Origin of the sequence: Stenotrophomonas sp. CASM101 (assembly GCF_049384845.1) — a bacterium.
Classification (GTDB): Bacteria; Pseudomonadota; Gammaproteobacteria; order Xanthomonadales; family Xanthomonadaceae; genus Stenotrophomonas; species Stenotrophomonas hibiscicola.
The window spans coordinates 92,023-108,480 of the sequence record NZ_JBMRFR010000003.1 but is presented as its reverse complement, the minus strand read 5'-3'; the positions used below and the strand labels follow the sequence as shown (position 1 = coordinate 108,480).

At 67.1% G+C, this 16,458-nt stretch carries 17 protein-coding genes; 11 read left to right on the top strand and 6 right to left on the bottom strand.

What is annotated here, in order from left to right; translation table 11 throughout:
• Together VG543_RS06770 and VG543_RS06765 are read left to right on the top strand one after the other, a co-directional pair.
• On the top strand, nt 1-642 hold the full coding sequence (locus VG543_RS06770; protein ID WP_019661669.1) for a TIGR00645 family protein: 642 nt from the start codon (nt 1-3) through the stop codon (nt 640-642).
• A 201-nt stretch (nt 643-843) separates the two neighbouring features.
• Nucleotides 844-1,845, top strand: coding sequence for an energy transducer TonB (locus tag VG543_RS06765; RefSeq protein ID WP_227853735.1), 1,002 nt, complete (start codon nt 844-846; stop codon nt 1,843-1,845).
• Between the two features lie 84 nt (nt 1,846-1,929).
• On the opposite strand, the gene VG543_RS06760 is transcribed toward VG543_RS06765, so the two are convergent.
• Nucleotides 1,930-2,184: a hypothetical protein gene (locus VG543_RS06760; RefSeq protein WP_134730910.1), complete on the bottom strand. Its 255-nt coding sequence runs from the start codon at nt 2,182-2,184 to the stop codon at nt 1,930-1,932.
• 78 nt (nt 2,185-2,262) lie between these two features.
• Here VG543_RS06760 and VG543_RS06755 point away from each other — a divergent pair, with 78 nt between their 5' ends.
• Both VG543_RS06755 and VG543_RS06750 read left to right on the top strand, forming a co-directional pair.
• Nucleotides 2,263-3,048: a helix-turn-helix transcriptional regulator gene (locus VG543_RS06755; protein ID WP_312543797.1), complete on the top strand. Its 786-nt coding sequence runs from the start codon at nt 2,263-2,265 to the stop codon at nt 3,046-3,048.
• 67 nt (nt 3,049-3,115) lie between these two features.
• Nucleotides 3,116-3,544, top strand: coding sequence for a hypothetical protein (locus VG543_RS06750; RefSeq protein WP_312542644.1), 429 nt, complete (start codon nt 3,116-3,118; stop codon nt 3,542-3,544).
• Between the two features lie 72 nt (nt 3,545-3,616).
• Here the strand turns inward: VG543_RS06750 and VG543_RS06745 are convergent, their stop codons facing one another.
• From VG543_RS06745 to VG543_RS06735, 3 genes are read right to left on the bottom strand one after another with little or no spacing between them, the layout of a single operon-like run.
• A complete protein-coding gene (locus tag VG543_RS06745; RefSeq protein WP_423178342.1) occupies nt 3,617-4,801 on the bottom strand; it encodes an ABC transporter permease in 1,185 nt (394 codons plus the stop codon).
• Nucleotides 4,798-5,544, bottom strand: a complete 747-nt coding sequence (locus tag VG543_RS06740; RefSeq protein WP_423178343.1) for an ATP-binding cassette domain-containing protein — start codon at nt 5,542-5,544, stop codon at nt 4,798-4,800. The genes VG543_RS06745 and VG543_RS06740 overlap by 4 nt, the downstream gene beginning before the upstream one ends.
• Nucleotides 5,541-7,067 carry an alpha/beta hydrolase gene (locus VG543_RS06735; protein ID WP_423178344.1) on the bottom strand — a complete coding sequence of 509 codons (1,527 nt, stop codon included), beginning with the start codon at nt 7,065-7,067 and terminating at the stop codon, nt 5,541-5,543. Before VG543_RS06735 ends, VG543_RS06740 begins: the two co-directional genes overlap by 4 nt.
• A gap of 296 nt (nt 7,068-7,363) precedes the next feature.
• Between VG543_RS06735 and VG543_RS06730 the strand changes: the two genes are divergently transcribed.
• From VG543_RS06730 to VG543_RS06720, 3 genes are all read left to right on the top strand, one after another.
• Entirely contained in the window at nt 7,364-7,891 is a 528-nt protein-coding gene (locus tag VG543_RS06730) for a DUF1203 domain-containing protein (protein ID WP_423178345.1), read from the top strand.
• Nucleotides 7,892-8,082: 191 nt separating this feature from the next.
• A complete protein-coding gene (locus VG543_RS06725; RefSeq protein ID WP_423178346.1) occupies nt 8,083-9,255 on the top strand; it encodes a lytic polysaccharide monooxygenase auxiliary activity family 9 protein in 1,173 nt (390 codons plus the stop codon).
• A gap of 178 nt (nt 9,256-9,433) precedes the next feature.
• Complete coding sequence (locus VG543_RS06720) at nt 9,434-10,603, top strand: lytic polysaccharide monooxygenase (RefSeq protein WP_312542647.1); 1,170 nt, start codon at nt 9,434-9,436, stop codon at nt 10,601-10,603.
• Nucleotides 10,604-10,716: 113 nt separating this feature from the next.
• Here VG543_RS06720 and VG543_RS06715 read toward each other — a convergent pair whose 3' ends face one another.
• A complete protein-coding gene (locus VG543_RS06715) occupies nt 10,717-11,466 on the bottom strand; it encodes a ferredoxin--NADP reductase (protein ID WP_423178347.1) in 750 nt (249 codons plus the stop codon).
• A gap of 84 nt (nt 11,467-11,550) precedes the next feature.
• Here VG543_RS06715 and VG543_RS06710 point away from each other — a divergent pair, with 84 nt between their 5' ends.
• The 4 genes from VG543_RS06710 to VG543_RS06695 all read left to right on the top strand — a co-directional run bounded on the left by VG543_RS06710 (nt 11,551) and on the right by VG543_RS06695 (nt 15,556).
• The gene (locus tag VG543_RS06710) at nt 11,551-12,519 is read left to right on the top strand and encodes an ABC transporter ATP-binding protein (protein ID WP_423178348.1); all 969 of its coding nucleotides are present in this window, start codon (nt 11,551-11,553) and stop codon (nt 12,517-12,519) included.
• Complete coding sequence (locus tag VG543_RS06705) at nt 12,516-13,307, top strand: ABC transporter permease (protein ID WP_005411568.1); 792 nt, start codon at nt 12,516-12,518, stop codon at nt 13,305-13,307. Before VG543_RS06710 ends, VG543_RS06705 begins: the two co-directional genes overlap by 4 nt.
• A 387-nt stretch (nt 13,308-13,694) precedes the next feature.
• Complete coding sequence (panE, locus tag VG543_RS06700) at nt 13,695-14,633, top strand: 2-dehydropantoate 2-reductase (RefSeq protein ID WP_423178861.1); 939 nt, start codon at nt 13,695-13,697, stop codon at nt 14,631-14,633.
• On the top strand, nt 14,630-15,556 hold the full coding sequence (locus VG543_RS06695; protein WP_423178860.1) for an NAD-dependent epimerase/dehydratase family protein: 927 nt from the start codon (nt 14,630-14,632) through the stop codon (nt 15,554-15,556). Before panE ends, VG543_RS06695 begins: the two co-directional genes overlap by 4 nt.
• Before the next feature lie 78 nt (nt 15,557-15,634).
• Here VG543_RS06695 and VG543_RS06690 read toward each other — a convergent pair whose 3' ends face one another.
• Complete coding sequence (locus VG543_RS06690) at nt 15,635-16,432, bottom strand: TatD family hydrolase (protein ID WP_071228618.1); 798 nt, start codon at nt 16,430-16,432, stop codon at nt 15,635-15,637.
• Nucleotides 16,433-16,458: the final 26 nt, after the last annotated feature.

The window sequence follows — 16,458 nt, the reverse complement described above, 5'->3', positions numbered from 1 at the left end:
ATGAGCCACAGTCCTCGTCCCTTGTCCCCGTTGTCCTCGCTGATCTTCGCCTCGCGCTGGCTGCAGCTGCCGCTGTACCTGGGCCTGATCCTTGCCCAGTGCGTCTACGTGTTCCTGTTCGGCAAGGAACTGTGGCACCTGCTGTCCCACTCGGTGTCGATGGGCGAACAGCAGATCATGCTGATCGTGCTGGGCCTGATCGACGTGGTGATGATCTCCAACCTGCTGGTGATGGTGATCGTCGGCGGCTATGAAACCTTCGTCTCGCGCCTGCGCCTGGAAGGCCACCCGGACCAGCCGGAATGGCTGAGCCACGTCAACGCCAGCGTGCTGAAGGTGAAGCTGGCGATGGCGATCATCGGCATCTCCTCGATCCACCTGCTGAAGACCTTCATCGCCACCAGCGCGTTGAAGGGACTGCCGCTGTGCAAACCGGAACAATGGGCAGCGGCAGTGTCTTCGGCGTCGACCAGTTTCTACAACGCTGGCGTCGATACCTGCACGACCATGACCCAGGAAGGTGTGCTGTGGCAGACCATCATCCACTGCGTGTTCATCCTGTCGGCGATCGGCATCGCCTGGACCGACAAGCTGATGTCCAACGGCCACAGCAAGTCGCACGACAAGGCACACGACCACTGAGGTCGCCGCCGGCCACGACATGATCACTGCGGCCCCACCCGGCCACCACCCCTTGTGCGGGGCGGTGGCCGGGATGCTAGATTGCATCCTCGCCGTTGCCGGCGGTGGCGTCGGGAAACGCCACCCTGCTGCGCCTGGACCACGGGTCCCGGCCATGCATATCAATGATTTACGTCACGTCGTCTTCTAGAGGGGAGCAGGATGTCGCACGTCTCAACGATCACCGCCGCGCGCCGGTGGCTGCCGGTTGCTTTGGCACTGGCGCTGGCCGCCTGCTCGGGCAAGGAAGAATCCGCAGCACCGGCTCCGGCCGCCGCCCCCAACGCCGCTGCACCGGCCGCACCGGTGGTCGCCGCCAAGGTGCAGTCGATGGGCACCGAGCAGCTGCGTGAGTCGGCCAGCCAGGCCCTGCGCGAGAACCGCATGTACGCGCCGGCCGGCGACAATGCCATCGAGTACTACCTCGCCCTGCGCGACAAGACCCCGGACGACGCCTCGGTGAAGAGCGCGCTGACCGACCTGCTGCCCTACACCCTGATCGCCGCCGAGCAGCACCTGGGCCGCGAGGACTACACCGAAGCACAGCGCCTGGTGGCACTGATCGAGAAGGTGGATGCCTCCGCGCCCGCCCTGCCGCGCCTGAAGGACGGTCTGTCCAAGGGCGTGGAAAACGCGGCCAAGCGCACCGAGACCGAAGCGGAGAAGGCAAAGAAGGACGCCGAGGAGCGCAGCAAGCAGCAGATCGAACAGCAGCGCCTGGCCGAACAACGCGCCAAGGAAGCCGACGCGGCCAAGCAGATCGCTGCCCAGCAGGACGCCGCACGCCGCGACAACGAACGCCAGGAAGCCGAGCGCCAGGCCGCCGCACGCCGCGAAGCCGAACAGAAGCAGCAGCAGGCCGCGGCCCAGCAGGCCAGCGCGGCGCGCCAGGCCGCGGCTGCCGCCGCGCCCACCCTGCGCCCGATCAGTACGCCGGCGCCGCGCTATCCGGCCGAGGCACTGCGTTCGGGAACGTCGGGCGAAGTGCTGGTGGAGATCACGGTCGGTACCGACGGCTCGGTGGTCAACGCCCGCGTGCTGCGCGCAACCTCCGGCCGCACCTTCGACCGCGAAGCCCTGAACGCAGTCAAGCGCTGGCGCTTCGAGCCGGTCAGCGCGCCGGTCACCACCCGCCGCACCCTGGTGTTCGCGCCAGGCGGCTGACCGCAGAAAAGGGGACGGGGGGGGATTAAGTCGTTTCCGCCCCAAAATGACCACACGGCCCGGCATCTCCGGGCCGTGTCCGCTTCAGGAGAGGCTGTCAATCAGGCGTTGCAGTGCCGGATCGCGCGCGGCCAGCACCTGGAACAGGCCCAGCGCATGCAGGCCCGGCAGCAGCCCACGCAGATCTGCTTCGGCGGTGGCGCGGGTGGCGTCATCGCTGGCGGGGTCCTGCCAGTCACGGACGCTGGCGAGGAAGGCGCCCACGCTGCCCTTGCGCACGATGAGGCCGTTTACCTGCACGTCGTTCTGATGGTCGGGAAGAATGTCCTGGGGCTGCATCGGGGCGGCTCGTGTTGGAATGGGCGCCCAGTGTGGCGCGCGCGGATCGGCGCTTCTGCCGTATAACTGCCAATGGATATGGCAGATCAGACACCGACCGGCTTGATTGATCCGGCATTGGCGGACGCCGACGACGGCCCCATCGTGCTGGCCGGCCAGCTGCGCGTGCCCGGAAGGCGGCGCACCGCGCGCCACCAGCACGTGCGCGGCCAGTTGCTGGGTGCCCACCACGGCCTGCTGCGGATCGAGGCCGGCGACCTGCACTGGCTGCTGCCGGCGGGGCATGTTGCCTGGATACCGCCCTTGCTGCCCCACGCCCTGGTAGGGGCAGACGCATTCGATGGCTGGAGCCTGTACGTCCGCGCCGATACCGGCCTGGATCTGCCCCCGCTGCCCCGCATTTTCCAACCCGATGTGCTGTTGCAGGCGGCGGTGACGCGGGCACTGCGCTGGCCGCATCAGGCACTGGACGCTGCGCAGGCACGCCTGGCCGGCGTCATCGCCGATGAGATCCGTGCCAGCACTCCCTTGCCACTTGCCCTGCCACAACCGCAGGATCGACGGTTGCGGCGGATCGCGGCGGCGCTGGCACGGTCGCCGGACGACCTTCGCAGCGTCGAAGCGTGGGCAGCCACCAGCGGACTGTCCAGCCGCAGTCTCGCCCGCCGTTGGCAGGCCGAAACTGGCATGGCCTTGAGCCAGTGGCGGCAGCGCCTGCGCGTGCTGCTGTCGCTGCCACTCCTGCTGGCGGGCGAACCCGTGATCAGCGTCGCCCTGTCGATGGGCTACGACACGCCCAGTTCGTTCATCGCCGTGTTCAAGCGCGAGATGGGTGTGACGCCTGCGCGGTATAGAAGAGGCTGACGCATTCGGCACTTCCGCCGCCTTTCCGCACCTCCCAAGCTCGCTGTCGATCTCAAGGAAAGAACAGATGAAGTACGACGACGCCAGCTGGCATTCCGGCGGTGATTTCCCCGCGGATCTTCCTGCAGAGGCTGGGGCTACTCACATTGGCATGTACCTGGCGTGGCTGCTGCTACAGGGAATGGCAAGCGCGGAACTCGCCGAGGACGCAGAAGAAGACCTGCAGGCGCTGCGGGAACGTAGTACGACGCCGGGCCTGTTCCTGCTTCAATGCAGCGACGGCAAATTCGTAGACGCTCTGATCAGTGATGAAGCCAACACGTTCACTGCTGTGTACTACGACCTCGAGAATGGCCAGTATCTCGAAGACTATGAGGCACAGCTGGGGGCCCACGTCATTTCGCTGTACCACGTCGCCGACACCTGGGAAAACTTCGACCGACTGGCACCGGTGATCGCTCAGCGCTTCGCCGCTTGGCAGGCAACACAATCCTGAAAACAACGAGGCCCGGAATGACCGGGCCTCGTTTCATATCCGCCGGGCATGGCCCGGCGCTACCCGTGGCGGTCAGCCGGAGATGGCCAGGCGCTCGTTGTGGTAGCGGCGCACGGCGGCGAACCACAGTACGGCGGCCAGGCCGAGGCTGGCGCCGAGGTAGATCGCCCAGACCGTCGGGGTGATGGTCTCGTGGCGGATCACCTTCAGCAGCATCTGGTTCTGCGACAGGAACGGCACGGCGTACTGCCACATCTCGCTCTTCAGCGGATAGGCCACCAGGGCGTAGCCAGGCAGCATCGGCAGCAGCATCAGCCAGGTCATGTGGCTCTGCGCTTCCTTCATGCTCTTGGCCGCAGCCGACAGGAAGGTCAGCAGCGAGGTGCCGATCAGCAGCATCGGCAACATCACCAGCAGCATCTGCAGCATCGAGCCGACGTTCATGTTGAACTGGCGGCCGATGTTGCCGGGGGCGATCTGCGCGCTCACCTTGAACGCGACCAGGGTCAGCAGCAGCGACACGAAACCGACCACGCAGGCGGCGGCGATCTTGCCGCTGACGATCGCACTGCGCGAGCCCGGCGTGGCCAGCAAGGGTTCCAGTGACTGCCGCTCGCGCTCGCCGGCCGTGGCGTCCATCACCAGGTAGGCGCCACCGATGAACGAGGTCAGCGTCAGCAGTACCGGCAGCAGCATCGACAGGATCATGCCGCGCTTGGCCTCGGCACTGGCCAGGTCCTGGCGCGCCACGTCCAGCGGGCGTGCCACCTGTGCGTCGATGCCGCGTGCCATCAGGCGCAAGGCACCGACCTGGCCGTTGTAGGTGGCCAGCGCCGCCTCCAGGCGTGCACTGGGTACTTCGGCCGCGCGACGCGTGCTGTCCTTGATCACCTCCACCAGCGCCGGCTTGCCCTCGGCCCAGTCCTTGCCGAACTCATCGCTGATGCGCAGCGCCACATCGATGTCCTGGGTGCGGATGGCCTCGGCCAGGCCCTTCGGTGCCGGTGCGGTGTTCAGCCCCTGCGCGGCGAGGAAGCGCACCAGGTTCGGCGCGTTGTCCGCACCGATGGTCGGAATCTGCAGCGGTTGTTCGATCTGGGTGCGCACCCGGCTCTCGGCCAGCTTGCCCATGCCCAGCAGCAGCACCGGGTACAGCAGTGGCCCGAACAGCAGGGTCAGAAGCAGCGTGCGGCGGTCACGCGACAGGTCACGCAGCTCCTTGCGCATCACCGTCATCAGGGTCGACATCATGCTCATGCGTGCAGGCCCTCTTCGCTGCCGATCAGTTTCACGAATGCATCTTCCAGGTTGGATTCGCCGGCCTGCGCACGCAGTTCGTCGGCGCTGCCGGCGGCCATCACCGTGCCCTTGGCGATGATCACGATGTGATCGCACAGCACGGCCACCTCCTGCATGATGTGGCTGGACAGGATCACGCAGCGACCCTCTTCGCGCAGGCCCAGCAGGAAGCGGCGCAGCGCGCGCGTGGTCATCACGTCCAGGCCGTTGGTCGGTTCATCGAGAATGACGTTGCGAGGGTCGTGCACCAGCGCGCGGGCAATCGCGGTCTTGGTGCGCTGGCCCTGCGAGAAGCCATCGGTCTGGCGGTCGAGGATGTCCCCCATGTCCAGCGCATGCGAGAGCACCTCGATGCGTTCGCGGATGCGCTCGGCCGACAGGCCATGCAGTTCGCCGAAGTAGGCGATGTTCTCGCGCGCAGTCAGGCGCTTGTAGACGCCACGCGCATCAGGCAGCACGCCGAGGTGGCGACGCACCTCCACCGGATTGCGCGCCGCATCGATGCCGTCGACAGTGATGCTGCCCTGATCGGGCGTCATCAGCGTGTACAGCATGCGCATGGTGGTGGTCTTGCCGGCACCATTGGGCCCCAGCAGGCCGGTGATGCGGCCATCCTCGGCGCGGAAGCCGACGTTGGACACTGCCTGGATACGGCCGGTGCGGGTGTCGAAGGCCTTGTGCAGGTTGTCGGCGACGATCATGGTTCCCATCCGTTGAACGAGGTGAACGCCGGCACGTAGCTCAGCGTATCCAGGCAGCCGGCATCCAGTGCCTTGGCGTCGGTCTTGTCGATGAACTGGCCGAGCAGCCGCGGCATGCAGCCAGCGGTCAACGTGCCATGGCCCTGCCCACGGGCGACCAGCGCGCGGCCATTGGGCAGGCCCTTGAGGACCTGTTCGGCGTAGCGCGGCGGGGTCACCGGGTCCAGCTCGCCGGACAGCAGCAGTGCCGGCACGTCGCTGCGCAGCGGCACGGCATCGGTTGCCGGCGCCGGACGGTGCGGCCACACCGGGCAGGCCGCGAAGAACGCACTGGCCACCTCGTTGCCAAACAGCCGCTCGGGATCCTCGGCCGGCGCGTGGTAGCGCGGCGCATCTTCGCTGCAGATCACCGACCAATGCATCCCGCGGTTGATCTGGAAATCCATGCTGCGGTTCGCACCGCGTGCCAGCGAGGCGAGCGGCGCGTAGCGGCCGTGCGCGGCTTCATCAAGAACCAGCGGCAGCAATGAGGCGTACTGGGGTACGTAGGAAAACGCAAAAGCCAGGCCCACCACGCTGTCCGGTGTCAGCACATCCTTCCGGGTCCCGTAGGTGCCGGGGTCGCGATACTCGACCGGAACCGGTGCACGGCGCAGGGTCTCGACCACGCTGCGCAGCTGCGCACGGGTATCGGTCGGGAAGCGCTTGCTGCAGGTAACGTCCTTGCGGCACTGCGCCGACTGCAGGGCGATCGCGTCCTCGAATGTCCTGGCGAAATCGCCGCCCACCACCAGCTCATTCGGCACCACGCCATCGATGACGATGCTGCGGGTGTGCTGTGGATAGGTACCCGCATAGCGCTGGGCCACGCGGGTGCCGTAGGACGCACCGATCAGATTGACCCGGTCCACACCGAGCGCCGCACGCACCGCATCCAGATCGGCGATCGCCTCGGTGGTGGTGTAGAAGCGCGCATCGGCACGCCCCTGCAGCGATGCGGCACAGCGCTGGGCGTAGTCGCGCAGCGATGCCTCGGAAGGCGCGGCATCCTCGTCCATCGGCAGCTCCTTCCCGTCCGCGCCCAGGCAGCTGAGCGGGTTGGAACCGCCGGTGCCGCGCTGGTCGATCAGGAACACGTCGCGCTGTTTGCGCACCTGGCGCAGTGCAGTATCGACGATGACCGCCACCTCGCTGGCCGCCTGGCCGGGGCCGCCGGCCAGGAAGAACACCGGATCCGGCTGGCTGGCGCCGCTGCTGCCCGATTCCAGCCAGGCGATACGCAGGCCGATCCGGCGACCGTCAGGCCGGGCCCGGTCCTCCGGCACCTGCAGGGTGGCGCACTGCGCCTCCACGTTGGCGCTGGCACCTACCGTGGACAGCGTGCAGGGCTGGAAATCGATCGTGCCGAAGCGGCGGCCGGGTGCGTCAGTGGCGCCCTCGGGGCCGGGTGACGGCGGCTGGCTGCAACTGGCAAGCATCAGGCTGGCCAACGCTGCGGCCAACGCGAGGTGGAGTCTTTGCATCGTGCTCGTTTCCCCTGGAAGACGTTCCTGGCAACCACGACGGGCTGCCGCGGAAGATGTGACTCAACTTACACGGGCAGCGCGCCGACGGCGATGGGCAATGACGAATCCGCCGCCAACGGCGCGCAGACCAGACGGTCCTGCCCCTCGGCCTTGGTCGGCACAGGGCGGCACCGGCGGCGACCCGCAGCGCCCCACGGGCCAGTACCCCGGCCTGACGGCGATGCGGGGTCTGAAAACGGCGAGCACGGCCGCCGGCGCACGCGCAGAATCCGCCGCAAACCCAGGAGACACCCATGCACACGTGGTACCTCGGTGGCATCGACCATCGCCCCTTCCTGCACCTGTTCGAGATGAGCGACAGCGCGCTCGCCGCGCTCGGCATCCAGCGTCGCTGGGCCGGGGCCAACGGCGGACATCCCTGCCGGATCAGCCTGAGCGATCCCGCGCCTGGCAGCGAGCTGCTCCTGCTGTCCCACGTCCACCTGCCGCTGCATTCGCCGTACCGCGCCGCCGGCCCGATCTTCGTGCAGCGCGGCGTGACCCGTTGTGTCCTGCCGCCGGGCGAGGTGCCCCAGTATGTGCAGCGCCGGATGATCTCGATGCGTGCCTATGACCACGCCGCGCTGATGTGCGGTGCCCAGGTCTGTGCGGGCACCGAGGTGGGCGGCCATCTGGATGCGCTGTTTGCCGACCCGTCGGTGGCGTTCGTCCAGCTGCACAACGCCGCGCATGGCTGTTTCTCGTGCCAGGCAGATCGGGTGGGTACCGGGACTGCGTCGCGTGATCTCCATGACGTGATCGATGCCACGCCGGTCACGTGACGTCCAGCGCATCCGTTCAGCCCTGCGTGAAGCCTGCGGGAAGGGCTTCACATGCGCAGTCACGGATCGGCACTGCGATGGTTCCGCCGCCTGCAGTGCGACTCGATACTCGCCCTGGTGCCGCCGAAAGTCCGCCGCCCAGCGCAGCGCCTGCGGTCACCGTTCCCTTTCGACGACCACAAGGATGCGCCATGTCATTCCGATCCACACCGCTGTTGCTGGCCACCTCGTTCGCCGCTGCGGGCCTGTGCCTGGCCGGCAACGCGTTCGCCCACGGCACGATGACCACGCCGGTCAGCCGCGTCTATGCCTGCTTCCAGGGCAATCCCGAGAATCCGACCAACCCGGCCTGTGCCGCTGCAAAAGCGATTGGCGGTTCACAGGCGTTCTACGACTGGAACGGCATCAACCAGGCCAACGCCAACGGCAACCATCAGGCCGTGGTGCCCGACGGCAAGCTGTGCAGCGGCAACAACCCGACCTTCCGCGGCCTGGACGTGAACCGCAGTGACTGGCAGACCACGCCGATCCACGCCGATGCCAATGGCAGGTTCACCTTCCTGTTCAAGGCAACCGCGCCGCACGCCACGCGCGACTGGCGCTTCTTCGTCACCCGCGACGGCTGGCAACCGGGCAGCCCGTTGCGCTGGGCCGACCTGCAGGAGTTCTGCACGCTGGGCAATACACCGCTCTCTGCCGATGGCACCTACAAGCTGCAGTGCACGCTGCCGCAGCGCACCGGCCAGCATGTGATCTACAACACCTGGCAGCGCTCGGATTCGACCGAGGCGTTCTACACCTGCATGGACGTGCGCTTTGAAGGCGGCGGCGGTGGTACGACGCCGGCACCGCAATGGCAGGATGCCGGCCCGGTCACCGCCCGCGGTGAATTGCCGGTCGGTACGACGCTGGCACTGCGCGTGTTCAATGCCAGCGGCAACGATGTCGAACGTGTGGAAGCGACGCTGGCCAGCGGCCAGACCTCGGCCGCGCAATGGCCCTTGGCGCTGGCCCGCAAGGTCAATGCCAGTGCCCAGCATGCGCGCGTGGGCGTGCTTGCCAATGGCGTGATCACGCCGTCGGCGTCGGCCACCGACAATCGCGTGTACCTGAAGGACGGCAACCGCTTCCAGCTCGATACCCAGGTGCCCGACCCGGGTACACCATCGCCGGGTGGTGATTTCGACCACGTGTACCCGGCGGGCATCGGCAGCTATGTGCCGGGCCAGACCGTGGTGAAGAGCAGCGACGGCAAGCTGTATGCCTGCCGCCCGTTCCCGGAAGGTGCATGGTGCAACGTCAATGCCGAGGCCTACCGGCCGGGCGTGGGCGCGGCCTGGCGCGATGCGTGGATCGCGTACTGAGGCAGTGATGCGGGAGGCGGTGCACAATGCACCGCCTTTCGCCCGGATGACGGCAAAGTAAGCACCGTGTTGCAGATCGAACACAGCCGCCATCGATTTCAAACTTGTCCGATGTTGCCGGCGCATCTGCATGTGAAGACTCCTTGAGGTTTCCCACACCTCGCAAAGGAGTCTCTGCATGCACCTGTCCCATCGGGCAGTCTTCGCACTGTCCGTCGTCGCCGGCCTGGCCTTGTCCGGCAACGCCTTCGCCCACGGCACCCTGTCCAAGCCGCTCAGCCGCGTGAAGCAGTGCCACGAGGGCAATCCGGAGAATCCGACCAACCCGGCCTGCGCCGCCGCCAAGGCCATCGGCGGCGCCCAGCCGTTCTACGACTGGGCCGGTGTCAACCAGGCCAACGCCAACGGCAACCATCAAGCGGTGGTTCCAGATGGCGAGTTGTGCAGCGGCGGCAACAGCAAGTACCGCGGCCTCGATCTGAACCGCAGTGACTGGCCGACCTCGCCGATCCGCGCCGATTCGCGCGGGCGCTACACCTTCGAGTTCAAGGCACCGGCCCCGCATGCTACCCGCGAGTGGAAGTTCTACGTCACCCGCGACGGCTGGCAGCCGGGCAGCCCGCTGCGCTGGGCCGACCTGCAGGAATTCTGCACGCTGGGCAACGTGCCGGTCTCCGGCGACGTCTACAAGCTGGATTGCCCGCTGCCCAAGCGCAGCGGCCAGCACATCATCTACAACACCTGGCAGCGCTCGGATTCCGGTGAAGCGTTCTATACCTGCGCGGATGTGCGCTTCGAAGGCGGTGGTGGCGTTGAACCGCCGCCGCAGTGGCAGGACGCCGGCCCGGTCACCGCCCGCGGTGCATTGGAAGAAGGCACCACCCTGACGCTGCGCGTGTTCAACGCCCAGGGCAATGATCTGGAGCGTCCGGAGATCACCCTGGCCGCAGGCCAGACCGCTGCGAACCAGTGGCCGCTGGCGCTGGCCCGCAAGGTCAACGCCAGTGCACAGCAGGCGCGTGTGGGCGTAATGAGGAACGGCGTGATCACGCCGGTCGCCTCGGCCACCGAGAACCGCGTCTACCTGAAGCCGGGCAACCTGTTCCAGATCGATACCCGCCTGCCGGGCCCGGTCGATCCAATCGATCCGCCGCCGGCTGACGACTACGACTTCGTATACCCCGCGGGTATCGGCAGCTACAAGCCGGGCCAGACCGTGGTGAAGGGCACCGACGGCAAGCTGTATGCCTGCCGCCCGTTCCCGGAAGGCGCCTGGTGCAACATCAATGCAGAGGCCTACCGTCCGGGTACCGGCTCTGCCTGGCGTGATGCCTGGATCGAGTACTGAAGGCAGGGTACCGGGGGCGGCGTGGGGTCGCCTCCGGTTTCCAGGGTTGCCGGCCAGCGGCCGGCACTACCAGGTTCGTGGGGTTGCCGGCCAGCGGCCGGCACCAGCCGGACCTATTTGCTGCTGACGTACTTCTCGCGGCGGATCTGCGGGTTGCCCAGGCCGGCGGCCTTCAGCAGCTCGGCGCAGGCATCGACCATGTCCGGGTTGCCGCACAGGTAGGCGATGTCGGTGGCCGGGTCCGGCGTGAAACCGGCCAGCGCCTGCTGCACGTAGCCGTGCTGTACATCCGGGTGCGGTTCGGCCGGCAATTCGCGCGACAGGCACGGAACATAGCGGAAGTTCGCGTGCTTTTCGGCGAAGCTGTAGAAATCTTCGCTGTACAGCAGCTCGCCCGGGCTGCGCGCGCCCTGCAGCAGCACGATCTGCACATCGCGTTCGGCCATGGCCTTTTCCAGCAGCGGCAGCATGGAACGGTACGGGGTAACGCCGGTACCGGTGGCGATCAGCAGGTAACGGGCGTTGTGGTCACCGGGATTCAGGCAGAACCGGCCATAGGGGCCGGACGCACTGATCTGGCTGCCCTGCTCCAGTGCCTCGAACAGGGCCGTGGCAGCACCACCGGGCACGAAACTGACCGCGATATCCACCGCCTCGCCCGGGCCCAGCGCATGGTCGTGGATGGTCGCCAGCGAGTAGCTGCGCTTGGTTTCGGTGCCGTCGGCGTAGCTGAAATGGACCTGGATGAACTGGCCGGGCTGGAAATCCAGCGGCTGCCCATCGTCACGCACGAACTGGTAGTGGCCGACGGTCGGGGCCAGCATGCGGCAGCCGACCAGCTTGAGGGGGAATTGAACAGGCACGACTTTTCGGGACAGTGTGTAGCCGGGGCAAGCCCTCGGGGTCTTCTATAATAGCCCCTCCCCGCCCCTCTCCAGCGCCAGCCCATGGGCGCGAAGGCTTCGAGCTTGGCATCCCAGAACGATACGGCGCCCGCCCTGCGCGTGCGCGACCTGCGCAAGACCTACGACAACGGCACCCAGGCCCTGAAGGGGGTTTCCCTGGAAGTGGCCCCGGGCGACTTCTTCGCCCTGCTCGGCCCCAATGGCGCCGGCAAGTCGACCCTGATCGGCATCATCAGCTCCCTGGTCAACCTCAGCGAGGGCCAGGTGGAAGTGTTTGGCAGCGACCTGGTGCGCAACCGCAGCGCGACCATGCGCCTGATCGGGCTGGTGCCTCAGGAAATCAACTTCAACCTGTTCGAGAAGCCCTTCGACATCCTGGTGAACTACGCCGGCTTCTATGGCGTGCCGCGCAAGGAAGCCGAGCAGCGCGCCGAAGAGGAACTGAAGCGCGCGCACCTGTGGGAAAAGGCACAGGTGATGAGCCGCACGCTGTCCGGCGGCATGAAGCGCCGGCTGATGATCGCCCGCGCGATGATGACCCGCCCGCGCCTGCTGATCCTGGACGAGCCGACCGCCGGCGTGGACATCGAGATCCGCCGCGACATGTGGCGCGTGCTGAAGGAGATCAACGGTGCCGGCACCACGATCATCCTCACCACGCACTACCTGGAAGAGGCCGAGTACCTGTGCCGCCACCTGGCGATCATCAACCATGGCCAGATCGTCGAGCAGGGGCCGATGCGCACCCTGCTGGCCAAGCTGGACGTGGAAGGCTTCCTGCTGGACATCGACGGTGACCTGCCGGCGCAGCTGCCGGTGATCGAGGGCGCGACGCTGACCGCGCCGGACCCGCACACGCTGGACATCGATATGCCACGCGCGATGGACCTCAACCGCGTGTTTGCGACGCTCAACGCGTCCGGTATCCGCGTGCGTTCGATGCGTACCAAGAGCAACCGCCTGGAGGAGCTGTTCGTGCGCCTCACCGGCAACATGGAGAAGCCCACATGAGCACCACCGAGCTGACCGACGGCCAGCGCAACCGCATCGCGCTGATGACCATCGTGCGCCGCGAAGTCGCCCGCATCATGCGCATCTGGGGCCAGACCCTGGTGCCGCCGGCGATCACCATGACCCTGTACTTCCTCATCTTCGGCAACCTGATCGGGTCGCGCGTGGGTGACATGGGCGGCTACACCTACATGCAGTTCATCGTGCCGGGCCTGGTGATGATGAGCGTGATCCAGAACAGCTACGGCAACATCAGCTCCTCGTTCTTCGGCGCCAAGTTCGGCCGCCACGTCGAAGAGCTGCTGGTCAGCCCGATGCCGAACTGGGTGATCCTGTGGGGCTATGTGGCTGGCGCGGTGCTGCGCGGCCTGATGGTGGGCGTGATCGTGCTGATCATCGCGATGTTCTTCACCCCGGTGCGCATCCCGCACCCGCTGGTGATGCTGACCACGGTGATCCTGGGCGCGACGATCTTCTCGCTGGCCGGCTTCATCAACGCGGTGTACGCCAAGAAGTTCGATGACGTGGCAATCGTGCCGACCTTCATCCTGACCCCGCTGACCTACCTGGGTGGCGTGTTCTATTCGGTGAAGCTGCTGCCGGGCTGGGCCGAAGCGGCCACGCACGCGAACCCGATCTTCTACATGGTCAATGCGTTCCGCTATGGCCTGCTGGGCAGCAGTGACGTGCCGCTGCCGGTGGCCTACGGCCTGATGATCGGTTTCGTGGTGGTGCTGACGGCGCTGGCGCTGTGGCTGCTGCGCCGCGGCGTGGGCATGCGCAGCTGAGTTTTGCCTGCAGGGCCTGCGGCCCTGCACCCGCTGAATCAACGTCAACGTCAACTTCAACGGCAAAAGCTGACTATCCGGGGGATGGCGGGGTGGGTCCGGTTGCGGGGGACGCCGTGAATCCGTCCATGGAGGCTCGGTCGCGCCATCCATGGCGCTCACGCCCCCGCAACCGGACCCACCCCGCCTTCGACAAATTCCTGCGATCTGCCGGGGAGCCGTTCTGCGCTGCTGTTGGTAGGTGTCGACCTTGGTCGACACGATGGATCCAAGCCATGCGTGGATGAAGCGATCTCTGTAGAGCCAAGCCGATGCTCGGCTCTTTTTTTGCCCGCAATCTCCGGCACAATCGCAGATCTGATTCCCCCAGAAAGCGGTGAACGTGCAATGCGCATCCTGATCCTCGGCGCCGGCGGTACCGGCGGTTACTTCGGTGGTCGCCTGGCCCAGGCTGGCGTGGACGTAACCTTCCTCGTACGCCCCGCGCGCGCCGCACAGCTGGACCGCGATGGCCTGGTCATCCGCAGCCCGCTCGGCGATGCCAGCTTCCCGGTGCAGCACGTCACCGCCGATGCGCTGCCCGCATTGGCCGCGCAGAAGCCGTTCGACCTGGTCATCCTCAGCTGCAAGGCCTACGACCTCGACAGCTCGATCGACGCCATTGCTCCAGCCGTGGGCGCGAACACCACCGTGCTGCCGATCCTCAACGGCCTGCACCACTACAACGCGCTGGACCTGCGCTTCGGCCGCGAGGCGGTGCTGGGCGGCCTGTGCTTCATCAGCGCCACCAAGGCCCCCGACGGTGCGGTGCTGCACCTGGGCAAGCCGGCCAAGCTCACCTTCGGCGAGCGCGATGGCGGCGCGGCGTCCGCACGCGTGCGTGCCTTCGCCGCTGTCTGCGCGCAGGCCAACCTCGACCACCTGGCCAGCGAACGCATCGGCCAGGAGCAGTGGATCAAGTACACCTTCCTGACCGCCTTGGCCGCGGCCACCTGCCTGCTGCGCGCGGATATCGGCACCATCGTCGCCACCGATGATGGCGAGGCGATCGTACGTGGCCTGTACGACGAGTGCCTGGCCGTGGCCGAAGCTGCCGGTGAGCCGATTCCCGATGCCGCGCAGGACACCGCGCGCGGCACCCTCACCCAGGCCGGCTCTGCATTGAAGGCATCGATGCTGCGGGACCTGGAGGCTGGCCAGCAGGTCGAGGCCGAGCAGATCGTCGGCGACATGCTGGCGCGTGCACGCAAGGCCGATCAGGAAGCCCTGCTGCTGCAGGTCGCCTACAGCAGCCTGCAGGCCTACCAGGCACTGCGCGGCGCGTGAGCATCCCATTGCAGGCCGGCACGCTGCCTGTGCGGGTGCTGATCCTCGGTATGGGCTGGAGCGGATGCGTGCTGGCCCCGCATCTGCAGGCGCGGGGCGTGCACGTCGTCGGCACGGTGCGTAACCCCTCGTCGGCGCCGAACGATGGCCTGCTGCGGCATCAGCTGCACGCTGACTCCCCACCGTCGCCCGCCCTGCTCGATGAGGTCGCGCAGGCCGAGGCCGTGCTGTGCAGCGTGCCGCCAGATGCTGCGGGCGACCCGGCACTGCGCCTGCTGCTGCCGGCTCTGCGGGCCAGCCCGGCACTGCGCTGGGTGGGCTATCTGTCGTCCACGTCGGTGTATGCCGATCGGGCCGGCGGCTGGGTTGACGAGCACAGCGCAGCCGATGCCACCGAAGCAGCCGGCGTGCTGCGCCTGCGTGCCGAAGCGCAATGGCGTGCGCTTGCAGAGGAACGTGACATCGCTTCAGCGGTGTTCCGCCTGCCCGGCCTGTACGGGCCGGGGCGCAATGCGTTGCTGCAGCTGTCACAGGGCCGCGCCCGCCATGTGATTCGGCCGGGCCTGGCGTTCAACCGCCTGCACGTAGAGGATCTTGCGGCAGTGATCGTCGCGGCGATGCAGCGACCGGTTGCGCAGGGGATATACCTGCCCAGCGATGACGAGCCGGCACCACCGCAGGATGTGCTGGCCTTCGCCGCGGAGCTGGGCGGGTTTGCGATGCCACCTGCCGTGGCATGGGATGACCCTGCACTCAGCCCGACGCTACGCCGCTTCTACGAGAGCAACAAGCGCATCGACAGTCGTGGCACGCGTGAAGCGCTGGGGTGGGCACCGCGGTTTCCAACGTATCGGGAAGGGCTGCAGGCGCTGGCCGCTTCGCTCGCCGGGCATGGCCCGGCGCTACCGGACAGCGCTTTGTAGAGCCGAGCCCATGCTCGGCTGCTCTTTGCGTCTTTCGCGCTGCGCGCGATAAGCCGAGCATGGGCTCGGCTCTACGGATCAACCGGCGTCGGGCAGGCGGAAGAACGCACGCGTCGCCGCAGTCGCATTGGCCGCCGTCACTGCAACGTCCTCGCCACGGTCACGTGCCAGTTCTTCGACGATGTGCGAAAGGAACATCGGTTCGTTGCGGCGGTCCTTCGGCATCGGCTTCAGCGTGCGTGGCAGCAGGTAGGGTGCGTCGGTTTCGATCATCAGGCGGTTGGCCGGGATGTTCTTCACCAGTTCGCGCAGGTGCGCGCCGCGGCGCTCGTCACACAGCCAGCCGGTGATGCCGATGTACCAGTCCTGGTCCAGGTAATCGAACAGTTCATCGCGTTCGCCGGTGAAGCAATGCACCACCGCCGGGCCGATGCGGCCTTCGAAGTTCTTCATCTGCGCCATGAAATCAGCATGTGCGTCGCGCTGGTGCAGGAACAGGGGCTTGCCGTTGTCTGCGGCCAGCTGCAGCTGGCGCTCGAACGCACGGTGCTGGGCCGGGCGCGGCGAGAAGTCACGGAAGTAGTCCAGCCCGCACTCACCCACGGCCACAACTTCCGGGTGGGCATGCAGCGCGCGCATCTCGGCATCACATTCCTCGGTGTATTCCACCGCATGATGCGGGTGCACGCCGGCGGTGGCATACAGAAAGCCCGGGTGCTGCTGCGCCAGCTGCACGGCCAGCGGCGAGTGCTCGCGGCTGGCACCGGTGATGACCATCTGCACCACGCCGGCCTGCCGTGCGCGGTCCAGCACGGCATCGCGGTCGCGGTCGAAGGAGTCGTGGGTCAGGTTGGCGCCGATATCGATCAGGTGCATGGTCATCGCGGGGGAAAAGTGCCCGC

Excerpts from the sequence above, each read along its gene's own strand:
- VG543_RS06725 (WP_423178346.1), top strand. The coding sequence starts at position 8,083 with ATGTCATTCCGATCCACACCGCTGTTGCTGGCCACCTCGTTCGCCGCT.
- VG543_RS06755 (WP_312543797.1), top strand. The coding sequence starts at position 2,263 with ATGGCAGATCAGACACCGACCGGCTTGATTGATCCGGCATTGGCGGAC.
- VG543_RS06740 (WP_423178343.1), bottom strand. The coding sequence starts at position 5,544 with ATGATCGTCGCCGACAACCTGCACAAGGCCTTCGACACCCGCACCGGC.
- VG543_RS06690 (WP_071228618.1), bottom strand. The coding sequence starts at position 16,432 with ATGCACCTGATCGATATCGGCGCCAACCTGACCCACGACTCCTTCGAC.
- VG543_RS06710 (WP_423178348.1), top strand. The coding sequence starts at position 11,551 with ATGGGCGCGAAGGCTTCGAGCTTGGCATCCCAGAACGATACGGCGCCC.
- VG543_RS06745 (WP_423178342.1), bottom strand. The coding sequence starts at position 4,801 with ATGAGCATGATGTCGACCCTGATGACGGTGATGCGCAAGGAGCTGCGT.
- VG543_RS06720 (WP_312542647.1), top strand. The coding sequence starts at position 9,434 with ATGCACCTGTCCCATCGGGCAGTCTTCGCACTGTCCGTCGTCGCCGGC.
- VG543_RS06765 (WP_227853735.1), top strand. The coding sequence starts at position 844 with ATGTCGCACGTCTCAACGATCACCGCCGCGCGCCGGTGGCTGCCGGTT.
- panE (WP_423178861.1), top strand. The coding sequence starts at position 13,695 with ATGCGCATCCTGATCCTCGGCGCCGGCGGTACCGGCGGTTACTTCGGT.
- VG543_RS06760 (WP_134730910.1), bottom strand. The coding sequence starts at position 2,184 with ATGCAGCCCCAGGACATTCTTCCCGACCATCAGAACGACGTGCAGGTA.
- VG543_RS06705 (WP_005411568.1), top strand. The coding sequence starts at position 12,516 with ATGAGCACCACCGAGCTGACCGACGGCCAGCGCAACCGCATCGCGCTG.
- VG543_RS06770 (WP_019661669.1), top strand. The coding sequence starts at position 1 with ATGAGCCACAGTCCTCGTCCCTTGTCCCCGTTGTCCTCGCTGATCTTC.
- VG543_RS06730 (WP_423178345.1), top strand. The coding sequence starts at position 7,364 with ATGCACACGTGGTACCTCGGTGGCATCGACCATCGCCCCTTCCTGCAC.
- VG543_RS06750 (WP_312542644.1), top strand. The coding sequence starts at position 3,116 with ATGAAGTACGACGACGCCAGCTGGCATTCCGGCGGTGATTTCCCCGCG.
- VG543_RS06735 (WP_423178344.1), bottom strand. The coding sequence starts at position 7,067 with ATGCAAAGACTCCACCTCGCGTTGGCCGCAGCGTTGGCCAGCCTGATG.